Source organism: uncultured Allobosea sp., assembly GCF_945957345.1.
Classification (GTDB): domain Bacteria; phylum Pseudomonadota; class Alphaproteobacteria; order Rhizobiales; family Beijerinckiaceae; genus Allobosea.
This window is the reverse complement of sequence record NZ_CAMFKW010000010.1, coordinates 16369-39530: the sequence shown is the minus strand read 5'-3', so window position 1 is coordinate 39530 and position 23162 is coordinate 16369. Positions and strand designations below refer to the sequence as shown.

Here is a 23162-nt window from a genome sequence, read left to right as displayed (position 1 = left end):
CCGACGCTCAGTGCGCGCCGCCGGACTTGGCGTCGCGCAAGCTCGTCAGGATGACGGCAATACAGAACAGCATGCCGACGATCGAGAGCATGGCGGAGGCCCGGAAGCCGGCCATGAAGGCCTCGCTGGCGCGCGCCAGCATCGGCGCGGCCTGATCCGCCGACAGTCCTGAAGCCAGCGCCAGCGCGCCGCCCAGCGTCGAGCGCGCGGGGGCGAGCGCATCCGTGCCGATGCCGGGCACTGCGATATCCGCCATGCGGCTGCGATAGAGCGCGGCGCCGAGGCTGCCGAGCACGGCGATGCCGAGCGCTCCGCCAAGTTCCACTGAGGTTTCCGACATGGCCGACGCTGCCCCGGTTCGCTCGGGCGGAGCCGAGCCAACGACGATGCCGGTCGTCAGCGTGATCACCGGCGTGAAGCCGATCGAGAACACGACCGAGGCCGCGACAATCTGCACCAGGCCTGGCGCGAAGACGAGCCAGACGAAGCCGAGTGCCGAAACCGCCATGCCGCCGGCCATCAGCGTCGCCAGCTTGTAGCGGCCGACCAGCGCCGGCGTGACGATGGAGGCGAGGGTGAAGGCGATCGCCGAGGGCAGGGACCAGAACCCGGCCTGCAATGGCGTCAAGCCGGCGACGAGCTGGAAATACTGCGCCACGAAGATGAAGCTGCCGAACATGAAGAGGATGCCGGCGAGGTTGATCGCCAGCGCCGCCCGAAAGGCCGGGATGCGGAACATGGCGAGATCGACCATCGGATCGGGGAGCCGCTTCTGACGGCGAATGAAGATCCCGACGAAGGCGAGCCCGACGAGGATCGCGGCTGCGCCCACCCAGTCGAAGCCGTCGGCCGCCCAGTGCTTGATGCCGTAGATCAGGCCGAGCACGGCAGCGAGCGAGAGCAGGGCGCTGAGGATGTCGATGCGACCGGCATCCGGAGCGCGGTACTCCGGCAGCAACACCGGACCGATCGCGAGCAGGAGCAGCATCGGCGGCACCGCGATCAGGAAGACCGAGCCCCACCAGAAATACTCGATCAGGAAACCGCCCGCGACCGGGCCGACAATGGCACCGACCGAGAAGCTGGCGATCCACATCGAGATCGCGAAGGTGCGCTCCTTCTCGTCGGTGAACATCACGGTGATCAGCGAAAGCGTCGAGGGCGCCAGCGTCGCGCCGGCGATGCCGAGCACGGCACGCATCGCGATCAGCATCTCGGCGCTGTTCGAGAAGGCGGCGACGGTCGAGGCGACGCCGAAGAAGGCGGCGCCGATCATCAGCAGGCGGCGACGGCCGATACGGTCCCCCAGCGTGCCCATGGTCATCAGGAAGCCTGCGACCATGAAGCCGTAGATGTCGATGATCCAGAGGAGCTGGCTGGCGCTCGGCTTCAACTCGCGCGTCAGCGTCGGCACCGCGAGATTCAGCACCGTCAGATCCATCGAATAGATCATGCAGGGCAGGGCGATCGCGATCAGGCCGATCCATTCGCGCCGCGTCGCTTTCCTCTCGCTCTGGGTCGAAGCGGTCGTCGCCGTCATCGTCGTCTCACAGGTATCGATCGTCTGCGGGGCTGCCTGCCACGCGATAGCGGCGGAACCTGGCAGGAGTGGGAATTTCGCCTGCTGGCGATGCCCGGCCGCTAGCCCGGCTGCCTTGCCTGAGGCTTGCGCAGATAGGCGACGATATCGTGCCAGAGCCCGTCCAGCGGACGGAAGACGAAGCGCACCGTCGATTTGCCGGGCGGCACGACGACAGCACGGAACAGGACGTTGGCGCGCAGCAATTCGGCGGGCTGGCCGTCGATCTCGACCTGCCACCAATGGTGCCAGACATCGTTGAGCACGAGATAGCCGCCGCGCGGCGCATCGGCTTCGAGCAGGACCTGCGTCGTGCCGTAGTCGACGATCCGGGCCGACCCGGGTAGCTCGCGGCCGCCCCGGTCCAGCAGCGGCAGGGCCGGGCTCGGGAGAGGCGGAGGTACGGCGTGGTCCAGCAGCGCGGTCCGGGTGGGGTCGAAGCCCTGGGGCCATTGCCCGCTTGCCAGGATCGCATCGAAATCGGCCGTCTGCGCCTGCGGGACGAGCAGCACACGGGGCAGGGCGCGCGGGTTCTCGTAGACGAAGGCGTCCTTGGTGCGGGCGATCTGCTTGAGGTCGCCGGGCTTGAGGCGCTTGTCGATCTCCTCGACGGGGACGCCGGTCGCGATGAAGCGCAGGCCGAGCATGTCGGCGAGCAACGAGCGATAGCCCGGCATCAGCGGGGAGAAGGTGCGCTGGTCGGGCAGGGCGACATGGTCACCGGCGCCGGTCGCCTTAGTGTAGAGGCCGAGCCGGAGCGGGTTGTAACCCAGCGTGTTGTCGAGATCGTGGACGAGGCTGGCATTGGGCCAGTGGAAGCCGATGCCGGCGAGTTCGATGCGGTCGCGCCGATCAGGCGCCATGGTGCGGGCCGTCTCGCGCTTCAAAAGGGCGATGGTGTCGTTGGTGCTGTCCTTGCGCAGCACATCATAGGTTTGCGCGGGCAGGGCGGTGGACTCGCTCGGGCCGTTATTGACCGCGAGGTCGATGGTCAGCGTCGCGGCGAGAATCAAGGTCGCGGCGAGCACGGAGCCCCGCTTCGCCAGGCCGTGAGCGGCGACGAGGCTACCGAGCGAGAGCATTCCGCATAGCGCGGCCATGACGAGGGGCATGATCGCGACAGGGATGCGCCCGACCGTCCAGGCCAGCCAGAGCGCAAGCGCGAGCGCGCCGATGAAGATCAGGGCCTCGAGCGCGATCTGCCAGGGTCGCGCCTTCGGAGCGGCTCCCGTCATGACGAGATGGGTCAGGTAGCCGCCGAGCAGGGCGAGCAGGGCGCCGAGAATGAAGAGAGCGTCGGCCGGGCGGCGGTAGAAGCTGATGCCGGGCAGCTCGAACAGCACCCTGAAGGCCGGCGTATAGCGGCCGAGCGCGAAGAGCAGGACGACGATCGCCGCGACGGTGAGTGGGACGATCTCGCGTCGCCAGAGCGCGCCGCGGACGAAGCCGATGGTGAGGATCAGGCCCATCGGCAGCAGGCCGAGATAGAGCTGGCTCATGTTGCGGGCGAGGAAGAGGCTGAGCGGGCCGAAGCGCGCTTCCCAGGCCGGGCTCGGTGCACCCCAGAAATCGGCGAGCGGGCCGGCCGCGCCATAGAGATTGGCGAAGAGCCCGGTCAGCAGGGCCGCCGGGTGGAGCGAGCCCTTGCCGGCCTCGACGAAATCGATGGCGGGACGGTTCGATTCCTGCGCGATGAAGGCGGTCAGCAGGATCGGGATCGTAGCAACCAGAATGGCGCCGACCGTGCCGGCGATGAGCGGCGGCAGGCTGGCGCGGAAAGCGCGCCAAGGGCTTTGCGCCATCAGGATCGCGGTGATGGTGAGGCCGGCGAGCACATAGACGCCAAGAAGCGCGACCTGATCACGGCCCAGAACCATGAAGCCTGAGATGATGCCGGCGGCGAAGCCATAGCCGATCGAGCCGCGTTCCAGCGCCCGCGAGAGCAGGAACAGCGTGATCGCGAAATAGCTGAGGCTCAGGACCTGCCCGACATGCTGGATGCGCCAGGCTGCGGCCGCGCCGAAAGCGAAGGAGAGGGCGGCGACGACGGCACCGGCCGGATGCCAGCCGCGGTCGCGGAAGATCACGACGATCGCGAGTGCGCCGAGCAGCAAGGTGCCGAGCAGGGCGCCGTCGCTCCAGCGGAAATCGGGAGCGGGGTTCAGCGCGGCGATCAAGGCGAAGGAGGGCGAGAAGATTAGAGATTGCGGATCGGCGACTTGCGGCGAACCGGAAAAGACATAGGGCGTCCAGAAGGGCGAGAGGCCCTTGTGCCAGGCATCGGCGAGGAACTGGAGCTGCGGATGGAAATGCGCTTTGGCGTCCCAGGGAATGGTGACGGTGCCCGACAGCCAGGGCCAGGACAAGGCGAGCCAGGCGATGAACACGATCGCGCAGACGCTGGCGAGCGGCCAGCGTCCCGGACTGTCGAGCAGGGTCTTGTCGGGCTCGGGCATCGGCCAGGCCTGATCGCAAACGAGCCCGCGGTCAATCCGTCGGCGCGGCGCGCGCCATCAGCGCGTCCATGTCGATGAAATGCCCGGCACGGTCGCGCTTGGAGGCGAGATAGCGGACATTATGCGCGTTCGGACGACCGAGCACGCGCTGGGTCGCGGCGACCTCGAGACCTGCTGCCTCGATCGCACCGATCTTCTGCGGGTTGTTGGTCAGCGCGACAACGCGGGAGACGCCGAGTTGCGTCAGCATGGTCGCGGCGAAGTCGAAATGGCGCTGGTCGAGATCGAAACCGAGCACCTCGTCGGCATCGTAGGTGTCCCAGCCCTGGCTCTGCAGCTTGTAGGCCCGCATCTTGTTGGAGATGCCGTTGCCGCGGCCTTCCTGGTCCAGATAGAGCAGGACGCCGCCCTCGTTCTCTGCCATCCACTGCACGGTCTCGCGGAGCTGATCGCCGCAATCGCATTTCAGCGAGCCGAAGAGATCCCCCGTCAGGCAGGCCGAATGCAGGCGCACAGGCACGGCCGCCGCCAGATCGGGCTTGCCGACGATGATCGCGACCTGGTCGCGCAGGCCTTCGCCGCCGCGGAAGACGACGAACTCGGTGTCGGGCGCGCCCTCGAGCGGCACCGGCGCACGGCCGACGATCTTGAGCGTCGCGGCCTGCTCGGCGCGGTAGCCGTTCACGGCGGCGATGACGACCTCGACGAGCGGCTCGTTCGCGACCGCCTCGGCACTCACCGACACGAGGATCACCGCAGGCAGCACGAGCGACAGCCGCGCCAGTTCCAGCGCAGCCTCATCCAGCGCTGAAGCCGGGGCGACGGGTGCGTCCATACGGCCGTCGATCTTGAGCGCGAGCGTTTCGATGCGGGCGGTGTCGATGGTCGGCAAGGCGAAGATGCCGGTCTCAAGGCGCCCCTTGGCGCCGAGGCGGCGCAGACGTGCGGCGCTGAGCACGAGATGACCGCGCCCCTGCGCGAGTGTGTCGAAGCGGTGCGCGAGTTCAGCGTCGGCCAGCTCTGCGGAGAGGGCGAGCGCCAGCCGCTCGCCATCGCGAAGCAGCACGGGCCGACCAGCGCGAAACTCGGCGATCGCGCGTTCGACCTTCACGAGATCCGTCTGGAGGGATGGGCCGAAGAGCGTACGCGACTCAGGCATCGAAAAGTCCGTCAGATTGGGCCGGCGACCGGCCGAGGAGCATCCAGGGCACCATCGGGTATCGATATAGGGCGTTGCAGTGCACTCTGCCAGCAACGTGGCCGGGACAGTGCAGGTTCCATGATCAAAACCACGTCAGATGGTGTCCGGCGGCAAACAAAAACGGGAACTTCCGGAGCGTCTCGCCGTCCTATGGGCGCATAGGCTTGAACGTGAGATGAATATCACTCAGGCCGCAGGATAGGAGGCTTTCCGATGCAGGGCGAAATGCCGGCAACCCGCGCCTACAGCCCGGTCGCCCGGACGTTGCATTGGATCGCGGTGGCTGCGGTTCTGGTGATGATCCCGGTCGGCCTTACGATGAGCTATCGCGGCAATGTGCTAGATATCTGGGACGGGCTGACCAACGGGCTCTACAGCGCGCATAAGCTCACCGGGTTTCTGCTGCTTTGGCTGATGGTCGGACGGCTCGCCTATCGGCTCGTGCACGGCGCGCCGCCGGACGAGCCGACGCTGGCCTGGTGGCAGAAGGCGGCCTCGCATCTCGTGCATTGGCTGCTCTATGGGCTGCTCATCGTCGTGCCGCTGCTGGGCTGGATCGGGGTGTCGCTGTTTCCGGCGCTGACGATCTTCGACCTGTTCGACCTGCCGGCGCTGGCCAAGCCCAACGAAGAGGCGGCCAAGCGGGTGCTCTCCATCCATGGCAAGCTTGCGTTGGCGACCGGCGCGCTTGCGCTCGTGCATATCGGCGCGGCGCTGCACCACTACCTGATCCTCAAAGACGGCGTGATGCGGCGGATGCTGCCTTGGGCGAAGTAGCGCTTTCCTAGATCGGCCGGGCCCAGAGGTCCTGATGGCCGATCATCGCGGACTGCGCCTCGCGCCGTGCCGCGAGCCATTCCGAGATCGTCCTGGCATCCAGGCGATCGGTCTCGCCAACGGCTGCAGCGATGCCTTCGGCGAGCGCTTCCTGCAAGGAGCGGCGCTTCGCGTCGAGCAGCCAGTTGCTGTCCCCGCTCGAAACCGCGAAGCCCGACTTCCGGAAGGCTTCCGCCATGATCTCGGTAGCCTCCGGGCCGGCGGCGGGGCCAAAGCCCTTGTCGCGATGCTGGTGGCCGGTGAAGGCGGCATGGATGCCGGCATCGGCCGGATGCTCCGGCAGCCAGGCTTCGCGGCCGTCATGAGTGAGCACGGCGTAGAGCGGCAGGTGCTGGCTGGCGAGCGCCGCGACGAAGCGTTCGATCCAGCGCTTCGAGGCGAGGTCGAACAGCGCGGCAGCGGTGACGAGGTCGGGTTGCCAGCCCAGTACCCATTCGAGATCGGTGTTCAGGTCGACCTTGCGGGTGTCGACCGTGATCGACTTGCTGTCCTTGGCGAGCACGAGCTCCTCGCCCTGCTCGCGCGCCTCGTCGGCCCAATCGGCAAGGCGCTCACGGGCGAAGGCAAGCAGGTCGGCATCGTGATCGACGAGCGTCCAGTGCTGGCGATCGGGCAGGGCCGCATAGGTCGCGCGCAGGTTGGAGCCGGCACCGCAACCGAGATCGAGCACCGAGAGCGAGGTCTTGTCGGCGAAATAGCCGCCAACCGCCGCGAGAACCTGCGGGTTGCGTGCCGCATGATCCGCCGGCTCGCGCAATGCGAGCCATTCCGGAGAGAAACCAGCCATTATCCCACCTTTCGGCCGCCGTCGTGCAGGCAGGCCTGCGCGACGATGCGCGCGGTCTCACTCCAACGCGGCAGATCACCGGCTGCGGCCCACGCGGCATCGGCACGCTGCCGACGCTCTGCCGGCGCATCAATCAGCCTCGCGAGGGCCTTGGCAAGTGCCGCAGCGTCGCCGGGTGGCACCTTGAGGGCGGCGGCATCGGGCAGCGCCTCGGCGCCGGCGCCGCTCAGCGTGGTGACGATCGGCAGGCCGCGCGCCAGCGCCTCGGTCAGCACCATGCCGTAGCCTTCGTAGAGCGACGACATGATGAAAAGATCAGACTCGTCATAGAGTTGGGCGAGCCTGTCCGCTCCCACGCCGCCCGTCATCGCAATGCGGTCCGCGAGGCCCGCGCGGGCGATGCTGTTACGCAAGTCGGCTGCCGTTGCTGGCGCGTGATCGGGCGAGCCGGCGATGGTCAGCGTCCAGGGCCGGTCCGCGATCGACGCCAAAGCATCGACGAGGAAGCCGTATCCCTTGCGGGGAATGAGCGAGCCGACCGCGAGCATGTGCAGCGCTTCGCGGCGTCCGGACCCCTGAGCGCGCGGCGCCGAATCGGTGCCGGGAATCGCGACGGCGATCTTGTTGGCGGGGACTTCGAATTCCGCTTCCAGCGTCAGCTTCGTTGCAGGGCTGGTGACGATGACGGCGCGTGCACTGCTGAGCGCCAGCGTTTCGCTCCGCCGCAGCTTCTCGGAGGCTTCCGGACTGTGGCCCGTTTCCAGCGCCAGCGGATGATGCACCAGCGCGACCAGTCGATCCGCGAAACGTGCCGTGAGCGCTTCCGGGAAGGCGCCATAGGCGAGGCCGTCGACGAGCAGGGTGTCGTCGGATGCGGTCGCTGCGAGGAGCTGTTCCGTCGCCGCGAGATTCTCGGCCGTCGGGAAGGGGAAGGAGCCGGGCAGGGCGAGGTGTCGGGCTTCGATGCCCGCCTCGCGCCACTCGCGCAGGAGGCGTCGGTCATAGCCGTAGCCGCCGGTAGGCGCGTCGATATCGCCGGGGATGGCGAAGACGATGCCGCTCACGCGAGCGCGCCCTCGTAGCTGGCGCGAGCGAGGTCGGTTTCGTGAAGGGTCACGCGAATTTTGCTCAGTCCTGTGCCATCGGCGCCCAGCGCGCCGGATTTCGCCGCCGCCGCCATGGCGTCGAAGATGTGCTTGCAGAGGAATTCGGTGGTGGTCAGCACGCCCGCGAATTGCGGGAGAGCGTCGAGGTTCTGGTACTTCAAAGGCTTCAGCGTCTCAGCGAGGGTGTCGAGCGCCGCGCCGATATCGACGACGACGTTCTGCCGGTTCAGCGTCTCCCGGAAGAAGGCGACATCGACCACGAAGGTGGCGCCGTGCATGTTCTGCGCCGGACCGAAGAAGGGATCGGGCAGGGAATGGCCGATCATGATGCGGTCGCGGACTTCGACGGAAAACATGCGATCTCCCGGAGATGGGTTGGCGATGCGGCCCGGTCAGGGCCGCGTTTCATAGCAAATCGCGGCGGTCAGGCCAGCCGCGCCGGGCGCGAGCAGACCGGGCAGACGCTGTGGCAGCTCGTTGAAGGCGATCTCGTCGGTGATCAGCGCATCGAGCCTGTCGTCCATCAGCAGGGCCATGGCGGCTTCAGCCCTGCGGGCATAGCTCCAACGTGCGCGGCGGGATGCCGAGACCAGGCCGACCTGCGAGGAGACGAGTTGCAGGCGGCGGGCATGGAAGGCGCCGCCGAGCGGGGCGGGAACGGCGCCTTCGCCATACCAGCTCAGCTCGACGATGCGCGCCTCGGTGCCGGCTGCGGCGATAGCGGTCGTGAGACCGGCTGCCGTCGCACTGGCATGGAAGACGATGTCGGCGTCGCGCGGCGCGGCATCGGGCGGTGAGAAGTTGACGCCAAGATTTGCGGCGAGAGGAGCCCGGCTTGGCTCGACATCGACAAGCGTGACGTCTGCCCCGGGCAATCGAGCGGCCAGCCAGGCGACCAGCAGGCCGAGGACGCCGCCCCCGACGATCACGATCCTGTCACCGGGGCCGGAGCCGGCGTCCCAGTGGGCGTTGAGCGCCGTCTCCATGTTGGCGGCAAGGATGGCGCGGCGGGCGGGAACGTCCTCCGGCACCGGGACGAGCCTGTCGCGCGGCGCGACGAAGCGGTCCTGATGCGGGTGAAGGCAGAAGGCTATGCGGCCGAGCATGTCCTGCGGGCCGGCATCGATCCTCCCGACGGCGCAATAGCCGTATTTGACCGGAAACGGGAAACTGCCTTCCTGGAAGGGCGCCCGCATGCGCTCGTGCTCTGAGCAGGGCACGCGGCCTTCGCAGACCAATCGCTCGGTGCCGCGGCTGACACCGCTCCAGAGCGTGGTGAGCAGGCAGTCCTCCGGCCCGAGGGTGGGCAGCGTGACCTCATTCAGGTTGCATTCACGGGGCGCTGTATACCAAAGCGCAAGAGCCTTTGTCCTTGCGTCAATCGGTGTTGCAGGCTTTAGCTCCCGCGCCATTCGCGTCCGATCCCGTCTGTCCGAGCCTGTCTGCCTACCATGACAGAGACCGCCATGAACCAGCGTCCCGCTCCGACCACGTTCCGGCGGGCGACGCAAGAGGCCGGGCCGAACGGCCTGACCCCGGCCGGGCTGCAAGCGGAAACGGTGCTGCGCCGCCGGCGGTTCCTTGTCCTCGCCATGAATCTCGTCACCCTGGCCCTGCTGCTCGCCGGATTGGCGCGCGTGCTCGGTGCGGGCGGCTGGAGTGTCGCGGATGTCGCGATCTTCATCGCCTTCCTGTTCGGCGCGCCCTGGACCGTGCTCGGCTTCTGGAACGCTGCGATCGGGCTCTGGCTCCTCCACGGCAAGACGGAAGGGCTTGCCGAGGTCGCGCCCTTCGCCGCCGCCAGGGAGCAGGAGACGCCGCTTACCCTGCGCACCGCCGTGCTGATGACTTTGCGCAATGAGGACCCGGCGCGGGCCTTCCGCCGGCTCAAGGTGGTCAAGAACAGCTTCGATGCGACCGGCGCGGGTGTCTGGTTTGATTATTTCGTGCTGTCGGACAGCAATGATCCGGCGGTTGCCGAAGCCGAGAAAAGGCTGGCCGAAGCCTGGGCGCGCGAGATCGGCGAGCCGGCGCGGGTGACCTATCGCCGCCGCAGCGACAATGCCGGTTTCAAGGCCGGCAATCTCCGCGATTTCTGCGAACACTGGGGCGAGCGTTACGAATTGATGTTGCCGCTCGATGCCGACAGCGTGATGGCAGGCGAGACGATCCTCGGCATGGCCCGAATGATGCAGGCCCATCCGAAGCTCGGAATCCTGCAGAGTCTCGTGGTCGGCATGCCCAGCAATTCGGCCTTCGCCCGCATCTTCCAGTTCGGCATGCGCCACGGCATGCGGCCCTACACCATGGGTTCGGCCTGGTGGGGCGGCGATTGCGGGCCATTCTGGGGGCATAACGCGCTGGTGCGGATCGCGCCGTTCCGTGATCACTGCCATCTGCCGGTGCTGCCCGGCGGGCCGCCTCTGGGCGGGGCGGTGATGAGCCATGACCAGGTCGAGGCGACCTTGATGCGCCGCGCCGGCTACGAGGTGCGGGTGCTGCCGGTCGAGGGCGGAAGCTGGGAGGAGAACCCGCCGACCATGCTCGAATTCGCCAAGCGCGACCTGCGCTGGTGCCTCGGCAACCTGCAATATCTCAAGCTGCTCGATATCCCTGGTCTCAAGCCGATGAGCCGCTTCCAGCTGATCTGGGCGATCCTGATGTTCCTCGGCCTGCCGGCCTGGACGCTGATGATCGCGCTCTTGCCGCTGAAGGTCTTCGAGGATCGGGCGATCGCCGATTATCCGATCGTGACGGCTGCCGGGCTCTATCTACTGTTCCTCGCGATGTATCTCTCGCCCAAGCTCGCCGGTTTCGCCGACATCCTGCTCACGCGGGGTGGCGTCGTTCGCTATGGCGGCAAGGCGCGCTTCCTGACCTCGGCTGCGATCGAACTCGCCTTCTCGTTCCTGCAAGGCGCCGTGTCGAGCTTTCGGACCACGCTGTTCATGATCGGGCTCGCCTTCGGGCGGGCGAGGATCGGCTGGAACGGGCAGGCGCGCGATGTGCATGCCCTGTCGTTCGCGACGGCCTTCGCGGGCCTGTGGCCGCATCTGCTGTTCGGGGCCTATCTGTTCGTCACGCTGGGCCTGATGGCGCCTGCGGTGCTGATCTGGTCGCTGCCTTTGACCGCGGGCTATGTGCTGGCGATCCCCTTCGCCATGCTGACGGCGGCGCCGGCTTGCGGCGCCTGGCTGGCGCGGCGTGGGCTCTGCGGCGTCCCCGAAGATTTCGACCTGCCGCCGGTGTTGGCCGCGATCCGCGACATTGAGGCGGCATGAACGCCGTCACCTATCCGAAGGGGACGGTGAAGGCGCTCTCGCGCTCGCTGCGTGTCTATCACGGCGACAAGGAGCGCAACGCGGCGATGGACCGGCTCTACGGGGCGTTCCTGGCGCCGGGCGATCTCGCTTTCGATATTGGCGCCCATGTCGGCGACCGGGTCTCGTCCTTCCGCCGGCTGGGTGCGCGCGTGGTCGCGCTCGAGCCGCAGCCTGGGCCGGCCCGCGTCACGCGACTGATCCATCGGCGGGACCCGCTGGTGATGCTGATCGAGGCGGCCTGCGGCGACCATGAGGGCTCGATCGCACTGCGGATCAACAGTCGGAACCCGACCGTCTCGACCGCGTCGGCCGCCTTCATCGGCGCGGCCGTGGGCGCTCGGGGCTGGGAAGGGCAGATATGGGACCATGAGATCACGGTTCCCTGCACGACGCTCGATCGCTTGATCCAGCGCTACGGCCTGCCGAAGCTGCTCAAGATCGATGTCGAGGGCTTCGAAGCGCATGTGCTGGCCGGCCTGACCAAGGTGGTGCCGGTGATCTCCTTCGAGTTCACGACGATTCAGCGCGACGTCGCCGAGGCTTGCCTCGTCCTGTTGGAGACGCTCGGCCCGTATCGTTTCAATGTCGCGATCGGCGAGAGCCAGATGCTCGAACTCGGCGAGCCGGCAAGCGCGGAGGCGATGGGCGATTACCTGCGCAGCCTGCCGCATGAGGCCAATTCGGGCGATGTCTACGCCATCCTGACGGGCTGAGGCTCCTTCTACAGGCTGCTGCTGCCGAGCCAGGCCAGGATCGCCGCCACGAGCAGACTGAGCCATCCGGGATGACGGCCGCGCGTCGCAAATAGCACGAGCACTGAGCCGGCAAGCGTGCCGGCGATTGTGACCTTCAGCAGCCATGTGTTCGGCAGAGGCTCACCTGGCGTCTGCGCCATCGCGATCAAGATCGCGGCGAATGCCAGGCCGAGGATGCTGACGAGATGCCAGCTTGCCCAGAGTATCCGGACATGACGCTCTCTCAGCAAGGGGCCGCCTTGCGTCGGAACGATGCCGCCGTTCCGCAGTTGCCGGAAGATCAGGATCTCGCCGACGACCGAATGGACCAGTGCCGTCAACGCCATCACCACGCCGGCCCCGAGAAGCAGCGGTTGCATCGATCGCCCCATCGGTAGCAGAGGGAGAAGCGTCCTCGTCCGCTATTGCTACCAGTGCCGTGATGCGCGGCGAGAGTGGCGCGTTGTCGCGGTTGCCGTCGCTTTCCCGCCCATTCCTGCCGCAGCTTTGGTCAGCCGGCGTTCATCTCGCCGTGATCAGGTTGTTTCCAAACTCTTGCTAGGGATCGCCATGACCAGCCTTCTTCGCCCGCTCGCGGTTTCCATCGCTCTTCTCGCCTCGCTGACGATAGCGCGGGCAGCAGGCGAGGTCGCCGTCGAGGTGAAGAACGAATCCGAGCCGGTGCTCTGCGCCGAGAAGGACAATGTCACGATCAAGGTGGTCTCGCCCGAGGTCAGGCGCTTCCAGATCGAGGCGGCGCATCCGGCCTATGTCGCGGGGCTCGTGCGCGACAATTGGGATGCCGACTGGACGAATTGCGACATGAAGGGCGATCCGTCCTTCTCGCCGCCGACGCCGCCGCGCCGCGTCACCTTCTACGAATCGATCGACTACTGGCTGGTCGGCTACACCTTCCCGAGCTTCTGGCGCCCGGCGGAGGCGACCTTCCGCGTCGGCGACCGCGTGGAGAAGAACCTGCATCTCGTCCAACTCTGGAAGCTCGGCAAAGACAAGTCGCACGAAGTGCTCGTCGTCTATCCACAGGACGGTAACTGGCGCGCCCGGCCGCTGCCGCCGGAGCATCTCGGTTTCTCGTCCTACGGTTCCTCCTTCCTGTTCGGGCCAATCGAGCAGGAGGGGCGCCCGGTCGTGAATATCAAGGAGATTGCGTTCGATCCCGCGACGCTGACCTTCAAGCTCAGCTTCAAGGACGGCTCATCCGGCAGCCTCAAGCTCGACAGCGTCGACGAGAACCGGATGGTGCTCGATGCCGTCCTCGACAAGCCGGTGACGGGGGGCAAGGGCTTTCTGGCGCTGCGCTCGATGTATGTTACCGAGTTCAACAACGATGTCGCCCGCATCGCGCTGCGCGAGCCCGGCGCCAAGGGCTGGCGCGAGGAGGCGCTGATGTCCTATCCCGGTGGCAGGGCGACCGATATCTGGATGGGGCGCACGACGCATTCGCGCCACAACACATCCTCGCCCGACATGGTGTTCCGGCGCTTCTCCAGCGATCCCAACCCGCCGCCGAAGCCGGAGAGGAAGTAACGGCCGGACGGCCGTAGCGGAACGCATTGCCTCCCTGTCGCGTTTGGCCATGACGCGGCGGGCGCATCAGTTTAGCCTGTGGCGATCGATCGTGCCCAGCCTGCAGAGATTTCCATGCCGCGTTTTGCCACCAACCTGTCGATGATGTTCACCGAATGGGAATTCCTCGACCGCTTCAAGGCTGCCGCCGAGGCGGGGTTCGAGGCAGTCGAGTTTCTCTTCCCCTATGAGCATACGCCCGAGCAGGTCGGGCTTGCGCTGGCGGGAGGCAATCTCACCCAGGCGCTCTATAATCTCCCGCCCGGCGATTTCGCCAAGGGCGAGCGCGGCATAGCCTCATTGGCAGGCCGCGAGGCCGAGTTCCGGGCGTCGGTCGATACCGCGCTGGCTTACGTCCATGAAACCGGGGTCAAGCGCCTGCACATGATGGCGGGGCTCGCCGATCCCAACGATCCCGTCGCGCAGAAGACCTATCGGGCTTCGCTGGCCTACGCCGCCGACAAGCTCGGCGAGCAGGGCATCGACCTTCTGGTGGAGCCGATCAACGGCAAGGACATGCCGGGCTATTTCCTCAACGATTTCGAGCAGGCCGCGGCCTATGTCCGCGAATCCGGCAGGCCGAACGTGCGGCTGCAATTCGACATGTATCATTGCGAACTGATCCATGGCGACGTCTCGGCGAAGCTGAAGGCGCTCTATCCGCTCGTCGGACATGTCCAGATCGCCCGCGCCAATGGCCGGCACGAGCCGGATGCCTCGGGGCCTGACTATCCGACGCTGTTCGCCGAGCTCGACGGTCTCGGCTATGACGGCTTCGTCGGCTGCGAATATCGACCGGAAGCCGGCACGCTCGAAGGGCTCGGCTGGTTCGCACCCTGGCGGAAGCCGCTCTGATGCGTCCGCCCTCGATCTCCTACCCGGTTCTGGTCGCCGATATCGGCGGCACGAACTGCCGCTTGTCGCTGGTGAACGATGCTGACTGCGCGCCCCAGCCATTGGCGCGGATCGGCACGGGCAGCTATCCGACGCCCGAAGCGGCCTTCAGTGCCGTTCTCGCGGACGTGGCGGAGAAGCCGCGCTCCGCTGTGCTCGCCGTCGCCGGCCCCCTTGAAGGACGGGAGGCGCAACTGACCAATGCCGTCTGGCATTTGGAGGGGCCGCGAATCGCGGGTGCGCTCGGCCTGACTCAAGGCCTGATGGTCAATGATTTCGAGGCGCTTTCGGCCTCGCTCGCCGTGCTGAAGTCTGATGATCTCACCACATTGGTCGAGGGCGAGCCCGAGCCGGATGGCGTGAAGCTCGTGCTCGGGCCGGGGACCGGTTTCGGCGCTGCGGCGCTGCTGATGCGCGGCGAGCGCGGCGTGCTGATTCCGACCGAATCCGGCCATATCGGCATCGGACCGGAGGACCAGACCGAGCAGAAAATCTGGCCGGCGTTGAGCGAAGGCATCCCGCGCCTGACGGTCGAGCATCTCTTGAGCGGCGATGGGCTCGTGCGTCTGCACAAGGCGGTCGCCCGCACCTCCGGCATGCTGGAGGCCGAGGTCAGCGCGGCCGACGTCTCCCGGCTCGCCCATGATGGCGATCCGGCGTCGCTGATGGCGGTGGTCTGCTTCTGGCGCCTGCTGGCGCGGGTGGCCGGCGACCTTGCGCTGGTCTTCAAGGCAACGGGCGGCGTCTACATCGCAGGCGGCATCGCGCCGCATCTGCTGCCGCTCGGGGATAAGGCGGCGATTCGTGCGGCCTTCGCCGGCAAGCCGCCGATGGAGGATCTGGCCGAGCGTTTCGCCCTGCATGTGATCACCGCGACGGATGCGGCCGAGCAGGGGTTGGCGGCGATCGCCGCCAATCTCCATCGCTTCGGGCTCGACGATCCCAAGCGGCTGTGGTTTGGCTGAGCGGTCTTTCCGCTCAGCATCTCTTCAGGTTCGCGTGCAGCCCATCCATTCGATCCAGGTTCTGCGCGCGCTCGCGGCATTCATGGTCGCGATCCATCATGTCCAGCCGGATGCTGCCATCGTGGCGGCGCAGGCTGGCCTGAGCTTCACGCGCAGCGATTTGCTGCCCTGGATGGCGGGCGTCGACATCTTCTTCGTCGTCTCCGGCTTCATCATGGTCCATGCCTCGCAGGACCTGTTCGGGCGCGACGGCGCCGCGCGCCTGTTCCTGAAGCGGAGGCTCGCGCGCATCGTGCCGCTCTACTGGGCGATGACGACGCTGTTCCTGCTGGTCGGACTCGCGGTTCCGGCCCTGCTCAATTCCGGAACGCCGAGCCTCCAGCAGATCCTCGGCTCCTACCTGTTCTGGCCAGTGATCTCGACCCAAGGCTTCGTCCAGCCGGTCTATTCGCTGGGCTGGACGCTGAACTACGAGATGCTGTTCTACGCCCTGTTCGCCGCCGGGCTGATGGTGCCGCGGCGCTGGACCTTGCCGGCGATCACGCTCGTGCTGGTGCTGCTGGTCGGGGCGGAAAGCCTGAGCGGCCCACTGGCGCTGCCCTTCGGCTTCTGGGGGCAGCCGATCGTGCTCGAATTCGCAGCAGGGATGGGTATCGCGGTCCTCCGGCAGAAGGGCTTGCGTTTTCACGGTGCGCTGCGGATCGCCGTCGCGATGGCGGGTGCTGGTTTGCTGGTCGCTGCTGCCCATTTTCCGGGCACGGATGGCCCCTGGAGTAGCGTCTTGTGGCGCGGCAGCGCGGCGGTTCTGCTGATGCTCGCCGCCGGCTGCGGCCGCGAGGGGATCGTGCCGCTGCCGCCAATCAAGGCCCTGGCTGCGGTCGGTGACGCCTCTTATGCGCTCTATCTCGTCCATCCCTTCGTGATCCGCGGGATGCGCGAGGTCGTGCTGAGGCTCGGGCTGCATTCGCCGGCGCTCTATATAGCGCTGGCGCTTGCCGGTTCGGTGGTTGCAGCGCTGCTGCTCTACCGCTTCTTCGAGAAGCCGGCGACGCGCCTTGTCCGGCGCTGGCTTGGCGGGTGAACCTCAGCTCAGCTTCATGCCCTTCAGCGACTGGCCGACCACGCCGCCATCCTTGCGGCGCTGGGCGCGCTTCGACTTGATCGTCTCGACATGCTCGGGCTGCGGGTAATAGCCGCGCTCCATGACCTCCAGCGAATATTCCTCATAGGTGAGGCCCAAGGCCGAGGCCTTCTCCTCGCGCCGCAGCGCGACGTCGCGGGGCTTCTTCCAGGCCTTGCGATGGGCGAAGCGCCAGTCGAAATAGCGGCCGATATTGCCGGAGCCGGTGGCGGAGCGGCGCTTTCGCTCCTTCAGCGGCGGGCCGCCATTATGGCCGATCCCGATCGGGCGTTCGCTGAACATCGCTCTTGGACTCATCAGGCCACAATTCCGGTCACGATAAGGGGCATATCGGTGCTGGCAAGCGTCGTGCCATGGCTTGCGGACGTGACAGCGGAGCAGTGGCGGTCTATCCCGCAGGCCGAACACAGGACGGATCATGGCTCCCTTGCTGCATCTGCGCGACGTCGCGCTCACCTTCGGCGGACAGCCGCTGCTTGAAGCTGCCGAGATCGCGGTTTCGGCCGGGGAGCGCGTCTGCCTCGTCGGCCGCAACGGTTCGGGCAAGTCGACTTTGCTCAAGATCGCCGCGGGGATCGTGGAGCCCGATCATGCCGAGCGCTTCGTCCAACCGGGCGCGACCATCCGCTATCTGCCGCAGGAGCCGGATTTCACCGGGTTCGACACGGCGCTCGCCTATGTCGAGGCCGGCTTGGGACCGGGCGACGATGCCTATCGCGCGCAATACCTGCTGACCGAGCTCGGCCTGACCGGGCAGGAGAACCCGGCTTCGATGTCGGGTGGCGAGGGTCGTCGCGCGGCACTGGCCCGCGTGCTGGCGCCGGAGCCGGACATCCTGCTGCTGGACGAGCCGACCAACCATCTCGACCTGCCGGTCATCGAGTGGCTGGAGCAGGAGCTGAAATCGCTGCGCTCGGCCATGGTGCTGATCAGCCACGACAGACGCTTCCTGACCTCGCTGTCGCGCGCGACGATCTGGCTCGATCGCGGCGTGACCAGGCGGGCGGAGCGAGGTTTCGGCGAGTTCGAGGCCTGGCGTGACGAGGTGCTGGCGCAGGAGGAACTCGACCGCCACAAGCTCGACCGCAAGATCGCCCGGGAGGAGGACTGGCTGCGCTATGGCGTCAGCGCCCGCCGGACTCGTAACCAGCGCCGCCTGGGCGAGCTGCATGCGCTGCGCGACCAGCGCCGTACCGCGCGCGCCGCGCAAGGCAATGTCCGGCTGGAAGCCAGCGAGGCGCAGAGCTCCGGCAAGCTCGTCATCGACGCGATCGACGTCGCCAAGGCCTATGGCGACAACACGATCGTCAAGAACCTGTCGCTGCGCGTCGCGCGCGGCGACCGGATCGGCATCGTCGGGCCGAACGGCGCCGGCAAGACCACGTTGATCAACCTGCTAACCGGGGCGCTCAAGCCCGATTCCGGCAAGGTGAAGCTCGGCACGGCGCTGGAGATGGTGACGCTCGACCAGCGCCGCGAGAGCCTCGATCCGGAGACGCCGCTCGGCGATGCGCTGACCGGTGGCGGCTCGGACCAGGTCATGGTCGGCGGCCAGCCGCGCCATGTCATCTCCTACATGAAGGACTTCCTGTTCCAGCCGATCCAGCGCGGCACGCCGGTCGGCGCGCTCTCGGGCGGCGAGCGCGGGCGATTGATGCTGGCTCGCGCGCTGGCCAAGCCCTCGAACCTCCTGGTGCTCGACGAGCCGACCAACGATCTCGATCTCGAGACGCTCGACCTGCTGCAGGAACTGCTGGCCGACTATCAGGGCACCGTCCTGCTGGTCAGCCATGACCGCGACTTCATCGACCGCGTCGTCTCCTCGGTGCTGATCTCGGATGGCGACGGCGTCTGGACCGAGTTCGCCGGCGGCTATTCCGACATGCTGGCGCAGCGCGGGCGCGGCGTCGGGGCCAAGGCACGGCCGATCGAGAAGGCGGTGCCTGCCGAGCCCAAGGCTGCCGCAGTGCCCGCCGCGTCCGCGTCCAAACGCAAGCTCTCCTTCAACGAGAAGCATGCGCTGGAGACACTGCCGAAGAAGATCGAGACGTTGCAGGCCGAGGCGGCGAAACTCAACACGGCGGTGGCCGGCGATCTCTACACGCGCGATCCAAAACTCTTCGCTAAGGCGACGGCGCGGCTCGAAGAGGTGGCACGCGAGATCGGCGAGGCCGAGGAGCGCTGGCTGGAGCTCGAGATGCTGCGCGAGGAGATCGGGGCTTAAGGCCCGCCATCCCATTTCCGCATCCGCCCGCGCGCAAAAGCGCATTTACCGCTGTGCTCAATCGTTTCAAACATCGTGGCCACAAGACCGCGAGGGACGACCATGAGACTCAAAGGCAAGACGGCGCTGGTGACCGGCGCGGCGCAGGGGTTCGGCTTCGGCATCGCCGAGACCTTCGTGCGGGAGGGCGCGCGCGTCGCGGTGCTGGACATCAACGGCGACAAGGCCAAGGAAGCCGCCAAGGCGATCGGCCGCAAGGCCTTTGCCGTGACCTGCGATGTCGGCAAGGCCAAGAGTGTCGACAAGGCGGTCGAGAAGATCCTGGCCAAGGTCGGGCGGCTCGACATCGTCGTGAACAATGCCGGCACCACCCATCGCAACAAGCCGATGATCGAGGTGACCGAGGAGGAGTTCGACCGGATCTTCGCGGTGAACGTGAAGTCGATCTATCTGATGGCACGCGCGACCGTGCCGCATTTCCGGCAGCATGGCGGCGGCGTGATCCTGAACATCGGCTCGACGGCCGGCGTGCGTCCGCGTCCGGGCCTGACCTGGTACAACGGCTCGAAGGGCGCGGCGAACCTGATCTCGCAGTCGATGGCGGTCGAGCTCGCGCCGGACAAGATCCGCGTTAACGCGATCGCGCCGGTCGCCGGCGAGACGCCGCTGCTCGCCACCTTCATGGGCGAGGACACGCCCGAGCGGCGCGAGCAGTTCACGGCTTCGATCCCGTGGGGCCGGTTCTCGACGCCGCAGGACATCGCCAATGCCGCTCTGTTCCTGTGCTCGGACGAGGCCGACATGGTGACGGGCTCGGTGCTCGCCGTCGACGGTGGCCGCTGCGTCTGAGGACCGCGTGTTCCCGTGCGCGCTGCGGCACGCAGTGCGGCTCCGCAGACACGGGACCGTTCTCAGAAAAGGGCACACTGTTGGGTGTGCGACGGCGGGAGCCTCTGTCGTCGCGCGGTCCCGTGTCTGCGCCGCAGCGTTGCACGCTGCAGCGCGCACGGGATGACACCCTTCAGGTCGCTTTCGTCAGAATGATCTCCTGGCGATGGATGACGGTGCCGTCCGGCTCGAAGCCGCGCTGTTCCAGCGTGATCCGCGGTGCATCGGCAGCGCCTTCGATGTGGAACAGGTGCCAGGTGCCAAGCTCGCCATGGCCGCGAGGGCCGATCGAGGCCGAGGGCACGCCGACGATCGGCACGTCGCGGCTGAGACCAGGCCGCCAGGCCAGCGAGAAACTGTGATTATGGCCGTGCAGGACGAGGTCCGCGCCCTTGCGCTTCAGCATCGCCTCGAAGGAGGCGGCATCGACCAATTCGCGGCCGCGCTTGGCGCCGCCGACATAGGGGGGATGATGGATCAGCACGACGCGGATCAGTCCCTCGTCGCGGGCACGGTCCAGCAGCGCCTCGGTCCGGGCGATCTGCTCGCTGCCGACGCGGCCTGTCGCCATCAGGGGGAGGGTGGGCACGCCACTATTGACGCCGATCAGAGCGACGGGGCCGCGGCGGCGATACCAGGGATAGCCGGCCTTGCCCTCGTCATCGGCTGTCCAGGGTGCAAGTAGGCCCGCCAGAGGCTTCAACGAGGAGCGGGCATAGGTATCGTGGTTGCCCGGCACGAAGCTGACCGTTTCGCGCGGGCCAAGCGTGTCGAGGAAGGCGATGGCGGTCTTGAATTCGTCGGGCAGGCCGATATGGGCGACATCGCCGGTACAGGCGACGTGATCTGGACCCTGGGCATGGATGTCGGCGACGATACGCGCCAGGATATCCATGTCATGGGCATGCCTGCGCTTGCGCCGCCAATTGACATAGCCGGTCGCGCGCTTGCCGATGAGCTGATGCAGCGAAAACCCGGCGAGTGGGCCGAGATGCGGGTCGGACAGATGCGCGAGCTTGAACACGCTCAAGCGCTTGCCTCCGCAGGAGGCCGTCAGTCAAGCGCGCCGTGGCGCGCCTGGACTGCGGAAAGGTCCAAAGACCTTAGTTGGCGGCGCCGGTCAGTTCCGACACGATGCGGGAATCGGTCAGCGTGACGGCGGGCTTCCAGACATAGGCCGGCTTGGCCTTGAAGCGGGCGATGATGAAAGAGAGAAGCATCGTCTTGGGGTCCTGATGTTGCAGTGCGATATCTGCCTCATTTGGGGCGCGTTTGTGGCAGAACAATTGAGGTGCTTGACGGTCCGTCATGCGTTTTTTGCATAGACAATTAACGTGCCCTTGAGAATCGATCGGATGCAATCAGCGACGCCTCAGCCGAATGCCGATCCGGACAGGCCGCGGACTCTCGCGCAGCGTCTCGTGACCCGGCTGCTGCATGCCTATTTCCGCTTCGCGCGCGGCATGACTTTTGGCGTGCGCGCCGTCGTCCTGAACGAGCGCGGCGAGGTCTTCCTGATCCGCCACACCTATGTGCCCGGCTGGCATTTTCCGGGCGGCGGGGTCGAGGTCGGCGAGACGGCGGAATTGTCGCTGGAGCGCGAATTGTCGGAGGAGGCGGGCATCGCTCCGACCGAACGGCCGATCCTGCACGGGCTCTTCTTCAATCGCAGGATTTCGCGGCGCGACCATGTCGCGGTCTATGTGCTGCGGCAGTTCCGGGTTGACCATGTCAAGCAGCCGGATCGTGAAATCGCGGAAGCCGGCTTTTTTCCGCTCGATCGCCTGCCGGAAGGGACGACGCCGGCGACGCGGCGGCGGCTGGCGGAGATCCTCTCCGGGCAGCCGCCTGCGGCGGAGTGGTGAGGCACCCGGCCCCTCAGTTCGCGCTTTTTGCCAGCGTCGCGAAATCGGCGTCGAGCTTGGCCAGTCCCGCCGCGATCTTGGCGCGCCGGTCCTTGATCCAGGCATCCTGCCGGTCGATGCGCTGCTTCGCTTCGGCCAGCATCCGGTCCATCTCGGCCGGCTGCGGGCCGCCGGAGGTGGCGCGGTTCTTCACGATCGCGACGGGATCGAGTGTCGAGCGGAACTCGGCCTCGCTCATCGGCAGCTCCGTCGCCGCCAGACCCAGCTCCGTCGCCGCCTTGCGATAGATCGCCTGCGCCTGCGCATAGGGGAAATCGGTCGGCTTGATATTGTTGAGCTTGGCGTAGTCGACGACTTCCGACGCGAAATGATGGCCGGCGCGGAAGGGCAGCTTGTATTTCCGCATCAGCACGTCGGCGAGCTCCTGCGACGCCGTCCAGTCGCTATTGAGCTCTTCCAGCGCGCGTTCGGGATCGATGGCGAGTGCCTTCAGGATGCGATCCAGTCCCTGCAGTGACCTGGCCGCGCTGTCGACCATCGCGCTGTTGGTCTTGGCGTCCTTGGCGTCGGGCATGCCGGGCGGGATGTTATGCGCCCTGAACACGGGGCCCATTGCCAGCGAGAGCGCGGTCGAGGCGTCCTCGCGTGTGCCGTTGAGCAGGCCGGGATTGCGCTTCTGCGGCATGGCGCTGGAGACATAGGTGTTGCCGCTGCCGGTCGTGCCGCCGCCTTCGCGCAGCAGGATCCAGGGCCGCGCCTGGGCATATTGCGTCATCACGTCCTCGATGAAGCCGCCGACATGCAGCGCGATGCCGGTGACGATGCCACTGACTTCGACCGGCAGGTCGGCCGCCGCGATCTGCGAGGCGTCGTAGGCATTGTCGACGAGGGCGGCGAAGCCGAGATAATCCGCCATGCGCTGGCGATCGAGCGGCCAGCTCGTGCCGTTGAGCACGGTCGTGCCCATCGGCGAGCGGTCGACGCGGGCATAGGTCTCGCGGATGCGCTGGGCGTCGCGATCGAGCCCGGCAACGAGGCCGAGAAGGTAGTGGCCGTAGCTGTTGGGCTGGGCGGCGACGCCGTTGGTGTAGTTGGGTACGACCGTGTCGCGATGCGCCGCGGCGAGCTCGACCATCGTCCGCGTTGCCTGGTTGAGGCGGTCGGCCAGGGTCAGGAGCCGGTCGCGCATGATCGCGGCGCGGTAGGTCGCGTGCATGTCCTGGCTGGAGCGGCCGGCATGGATCAGCGTGACCTCGACGCCGGCTTCCTTGATCATCAGCGGCTCGAAGGTGATGACCGTGGAGGGCCGTTTGGCGCCGGGCTTATTGCCGGCCTCGATCACCCTCGCGATGCCCTGCGCGAGCTTCGGCGCCAGTTCCCGATCGAGCAGGCCCTGCTCGGCGTTGATGACGGTGCTCGCCTTGTTCATCTCGCCGAGCCAGAAGAACTCGTCCCGAACCGGCTCCTTCGGCGGGGCCGGCTGCTGGGCCAGCGCCGGCAGGCACAGGGCCGCGAGAAGAAGGGCAGGGGCGAGCGGCTTCGATCGGGACATCGGCTTCCTCCGTTCCGAAGAGC

21 protein-coding genes are annotated in these 23162 nt (G+C 67.0%); 10 read left to right on the top strand and 11 right to left on the bottom strand.

Annotated features, from left to right (window positions below; all coding sequences use genetic code 11):
• Positions 1 to 7: 7 nt before the first annotated feature.
• From Q0Q36_RS07125 to ribA, 3 genes are all read right to left on the bottom strand, one after another.
• Entirely contained in the window at positions 8 to 1540 is a 1533-nt protein-coding gene (locus Q0Q36_RS07125) for an MFS transporter (protein ID WP_293796769.1), read from the bottom strand.
• 101 nt (positions 1541 to 1641) lie between these two features.
• Positions 1642 to 4035, bottom strand: a complete 2394-nt coding sequence (locus Q0Q36_RS07120; protein WP_293796768.1) for a glycosyltransferase family 39 protein — start codon at positions 4033 to 4035, stop codon at positions 1642 to 1644.
• 31 nt (positions 4036 to 4066) lie between these two features.
• A complete protein-coding gene (gene ribA / locus Q0Q36_RS07115; RefSeq protein ID WP_293796765.1) occupies positions 4067 to 5194 on the bottom strand; it encodes a GTP cyclohydrolase II RibA in 1128 nt (375 codons plus the stop codon).
• 255 nt (positions 5195 to 5449) lie between these two features.
• On the opposite strand from ribA, the gene Q0Q36_RS07110 reads away from it, so the two are divergent.
• Positions 5450 to 6013, top strand: a complete 564-nt coding sequence (locus Q0Q36_RS07110; RefSeq protein WP_293796763.1) for a cytochrome b — start codon at positions 5450 to 5452, stop codon at positions 6011 to 6013.
• A 7-nt stretch (positions 6014 to 6020) separates the two neighbouring features.
• On the opposite strand, the gene Q0Q36_RS07105 is transcribed toward Q0Q36_RS07110, so the two are convergent.
• Genes Q0Q36_RS07105 through Q0Q36_RS07090 form a run of 4 tightly spaced genes read right to left on the bottom strand, consistent with a single transcriptional unit; the run spans position 6021 to position 9291 of the window.
• Positions 6021 to 6860, bottom strand: a complete 840-nt coding sequence (locus tag Q0Q36_RS07105) for a class I SAM-dependent methyltransferase (protein ID WP_293796762.1) — start codon at positions 6858 to 6860, stop codon at positions 6021 to 6023.
• A complete protein-coding gene (locus tag Q0Q36_RS07100; RefSeq protein WP_293796761.1) occupies positions 6860 to 7924 on the bottom strand; it encodes a glycosyltransferase family 4 protein in 1065 nt (354 codons plus the stop codon). Before Q0Q36_RS07100 ends, Q0Q36_RS07105 begins: the two co-directional genes overlap by 1 nt.
• Positions 7921 to 8322 carry a 6-carboxytetrahydropterin synthase gene (locus Q0Q36_RS07095; protein ID WP_293796760.1) on the bottom strand — a complete coding sequence of 134 codons (402 nt, stop codon included), beginning with the start codon at positions 8320 to 8322 and terminating at the stop codon, positions 7921 to 7923. The genes Q0Q36_RS07100 and Q0Q36_RS07095 overlap by 4 nt, the downstream gene beginning before the upstream one ends.
• A 36-nt stretch (positions 8323 to 8358) precedes the next feature.
• Positions 8359 to 9291 carry a zinc-binding alcohol dehydrogenase gene (locus Q0Q36_RS07090; protein ID WP_293796905.1) on the bottom strand — a complete coding sequence of 311 codons (933 nt, stop codon included), beginning with the start codon at positions 9289 to 9291 and terminating at the stop codon, positions 8359 to 8361.
• Positions 9292 to 9432: 141 nt separating this feature from the next.
• Between Q0Q36_RS07090 and mdoH the strand changes: the two genes are divergently transcribed.
• Both mdoH and Q0Q36_RS07080 read left to right on the top strand, forming a co-directional pair.
• Positions 9433 to 11247: a glucans biosynthesis glucosyltransferase MdoH gene (gene mdoH, locus Q0Q36_RS07085; protein WP_293796759.1), complete on the top strand. Its 1815-nt coding sequence runs from the start codon at positions 9433 to 9435 to the stop codon at positions 11245 to 11247.
• Complete coding sequence (locus Q0Q36_RS07080; protein WP_293796757.1) at positions 11244 to 12002, top strand: FkbM family methyltransferase; 759 nt, start codon at positions 11244 to 11246, stop codon at positions 12000 to 12002. The genes mdoH and Q0Q36_RS07080 overlap by 4 nt, the downstream gene beginning before the upstream one ends.
• A gap of 8 nt (positions 12003 to 12010) precedes the next feature.
• Here the strand turns inward: Q0Q36_RS07080 and Q0Q36_RS07075 are convergent, their stop codons facing one another.
• Complete coding sequence (locus Q0Q36_RS07075; protein ID WP_293796756.1) at positions 12011 to 12403, bottom strand: hypothetical protein; 393 nt, start codon at positions 12401 to 12403, stop codon at positions 12011 to 12013.
• Positions 12404 to 12593: 190 nt separating this feature from the next.
• On the opposite strand from Q0Q36_RS07075, the gene Q0Q36_RS07070 reads away from it, so the two are divergent.
• The 4 genes from Q0Q36_RS07070 (at position 12594) to Q0Q36_RS07055 (ending at position 16550) form a co-directional block, all read left to right on the top strand.
• Complete coding sequence (locus tag Q0Q36_RS07070; protein ID WP_293796755.1) at positions 12594 to 13571, top strand: hypothetical protein; 978 nt, start codon at positions 12594 to 12596, stop codon at positions 13569 to 13571.
• Between the two features lie 114 nt (positions 13572 to 13685).
• Positions 13686 to 14465, top strand: coding sequence for a 2-oxo-tetronate isomerase (gene otnI, locus Q0Q36_RS07065; RefSeq protein WP_293796754.1), 780 nt, complete (start codon positions 13686 to 13688; stop codon positions 14463 to 14465).
• Complete coding sequence (locus tag Q0Q36_RS07060) at positions 14465 to 15469, top strand: glucokinase (RefSeq protein WP_293796753.1); 1005 nt, start codon at positions 14465 to 14467, stop codon at positions 15467 to 15469. Before otnI ends, Q0Q36_RS07060 begins: the two co-directional genes overlap by 1 nt.
• A 34-nt stretch (positions 15470 to 15503) precedes the next feature.
• The gene (locus tag Q0Q36_RS07055) at positions 15504 to 16550 is read left to right on the top strand and encodes an acyltransferase (protein ID WP_293796751.1); all 1047 of its coding nucleotides are present in this window, start codon (positions 15504 to 15506) and stop codon (positions 16548 to 16550) included.
• 3 nt (positions 16551 to 16553) lie between these two features.
• On the opposite strand, the gene Q0Q36_RS07050 is transcribed toward Q0Q36_RS07055, so the two are convergent.
• A complete protein-coding gene (locus Q0Q36_RS07050; protein WP_293796750.1) occupies positions 16554 to 16892 on the bottom strand; it encodes a hypothetical protein in 339 nt (112 codons plus the stop codon).
• A 133-nt stretch (positions 16893 to 17025) separates the two neighbouring features.
• Between Q0Q36_RS07050 and Q0Q36_RS07045 the strand changes: the two genes are divergently transcribed.
• Positions 17026 to 18834 (top strand): ATP-binding cassette domain-containing protein, encoded by a 1809-nt coding sequence (locus tag Q0Q36_RS07045; protein ID WP_293796904.1) that lies wholly within the window; start codon positions 17026 to 17028, stop codon positions 18832 to 18834.
• A 102-nt stretch (positions 18835 to 18936) separates the two neighbouring features.
• Complete coding sequence (locus tag Q0Q36_RS07040; protein WP_293796748.1) at positions 18937 to 19683, top strand: glucose 1-dehydrogenase; 747 nt, start codon at positions 18937 to 18939, stop codon at positions 19681 to 19683.
• 172 nt (positions 19684 to 19855) lie between these two features.
• On the opposite strand, the gene Q0Q36_RS07035 is transcribed toward Q0Q36_RS07040, so the two are convergent.
• Positions 19856 to 20746: a metallophosphoesterase gene (locus Q0Q36_RS07035; RefSeq protein WP_293796902.1), complete on the bottom strand. Its 891-nt coding sequence runs from the start codon at positions 20744 to 20746 to the stop codon at positions 19856 to 19858.
• A gap of 331 nt (positions 20747 to 21077) precedes the next feature.
• Between Q0Q36_RS07035 and Q0Q36_RS07030 the strand changes: the two genes are divergently transcribed.
• A complete protein-coding gene (locus Q0Q36_RS07030) occupies positions 21078 to 21587 on the top strand; it encodes an NUDIX domain-containing protein (protein WP_293796746.1) in 510 nt (169 codons plus the stop codon).
• A gap of 13 nt (positions 21588 to 21600) precedes the next feature.
• On the opposite strand, the gene Q0Q36_RS07025 is transcribed toward Q0Q36_RS07030, so the two are convergent.
• Entirely contained in the window at positions 21601 to 23139 is a 1539-nt protein-coding gene (locus tag Q0Q36_RS07025) for a lyase family protein (protein WP_293796744.1), read from the bottom strand.
• Positions 23140 to 23162: the final 23 nt, after the last annotated feature.

Coding starts and splice junctions, on each gene's coding strand:
- Q0Q36_RS07125 (WP_293796769.1), bottom strand. CDS start 1,540: ATGACGGCGACGACCGCTTCGACCCAGAGCGAGAGGAAAGCGACGCGG.
- Q0Q36_RS07120 (WP_293796768.1), bottom strand. CDS start 4,035: ATGCCCGAGCCCGACAAGACCCTGCTCGACAGTCCGGGACGCTGGCCG.
- ribA (WP_293796765.1), bottom strand. CDS start 5,194: ATGCCTGAGTCGCGTACGCTCTTCGGCCCATCCCTCCAGACGGATCTC.
- Q0Q36_RS07110 (WP_293796763.1), top strand. CDS start 5,450: ATGCAGGGCGAAATGCCGGCAACCCGCGCCTACAGCCCGGTCGCCCGG.
- Q0Q36_RS07105 (WP_293796762.1), bottom strand. CDS start 6,860: ATGGCTGGTTTCTCTCCGGAATGGCTCGCATTGCGCGAGCCGGCGGAT.
- Q0Q36_RS07095 (WP_293796760.1), bottom strand. CDS start 8,322: ATGTTTTCCGTCGAAGTCCGCGACCGCATCATGATCGGCCATTCCCTG.
- mdoH (WP_293796759.1), top strand. CDS start 9,433: ATGAACCAGCGTCCCGCTCCGACCACGTTCCGGCGGGCGACGCAAGAG.
- Q0Q36_RS07080 (WP_293796757.1), top strand. CDS start 11,244: ATGAACGCCGTCACCTATCCGAAGGGGACGGTGAAGGCGCTCTCGCGC.
- Q0Q36_RS07075 (WP_293796756.1), bottom strand. CDS start 12,403: ATGCAACCGCTGCTTCTCGGGGCCGGCGTGGTGATGGCGTTGACGGCA.
- Q0Q36_RS07070 (WP_293796755.1), top strand. CDS start 12,594: ATGACCAGCCTTCTTCGCCCGCTCGCGGTTTCCATCGCTCTTCTCGCC.
- otnI (WP_293796754.1), top strand. CDS start 13,686: ATGCCGCGTTTTGCCACCAACCTGTCGATGATGTTCACCGAATGGGAA.
- Q0Q36_RS07060 (WP_293796753.1), top strand. CDS start 14,465: ATGCGTCCGCCCTCGATCTCCTACCCGGTTCTGGTCGCCGATATCGGC.
- Q0Q36_RS07050 (WP_293796750.1), bottom strand. CDS start 16,892: ATGTTCAGCGAACGCCCGATCGGGATCGGCCATAATGGCGGCCCGCCG.
- Q0Q36_RS07040 (WP_293796748.1), top strand. CDS start 18,937: ATGAGACTCAAAGGCAAGACGGCGCTGGTGACCGGCGCGGCGCAGGGG.
- Q0Q36_RS07030 (WP_293796746.1), top strand. CDS start 21,078: ATGCAATCAGCGACGCCTCAGCCGAATGCCGATCCGGACAGGCCGCGG.
- Q0Q36_RS07025 (WP_293796744.1), bottom strand. CDS start 23,139: ATGTCCCGATCGAAGCCGCTCGCCCCTGCCCTTCTTCTCGCGGCCCTG.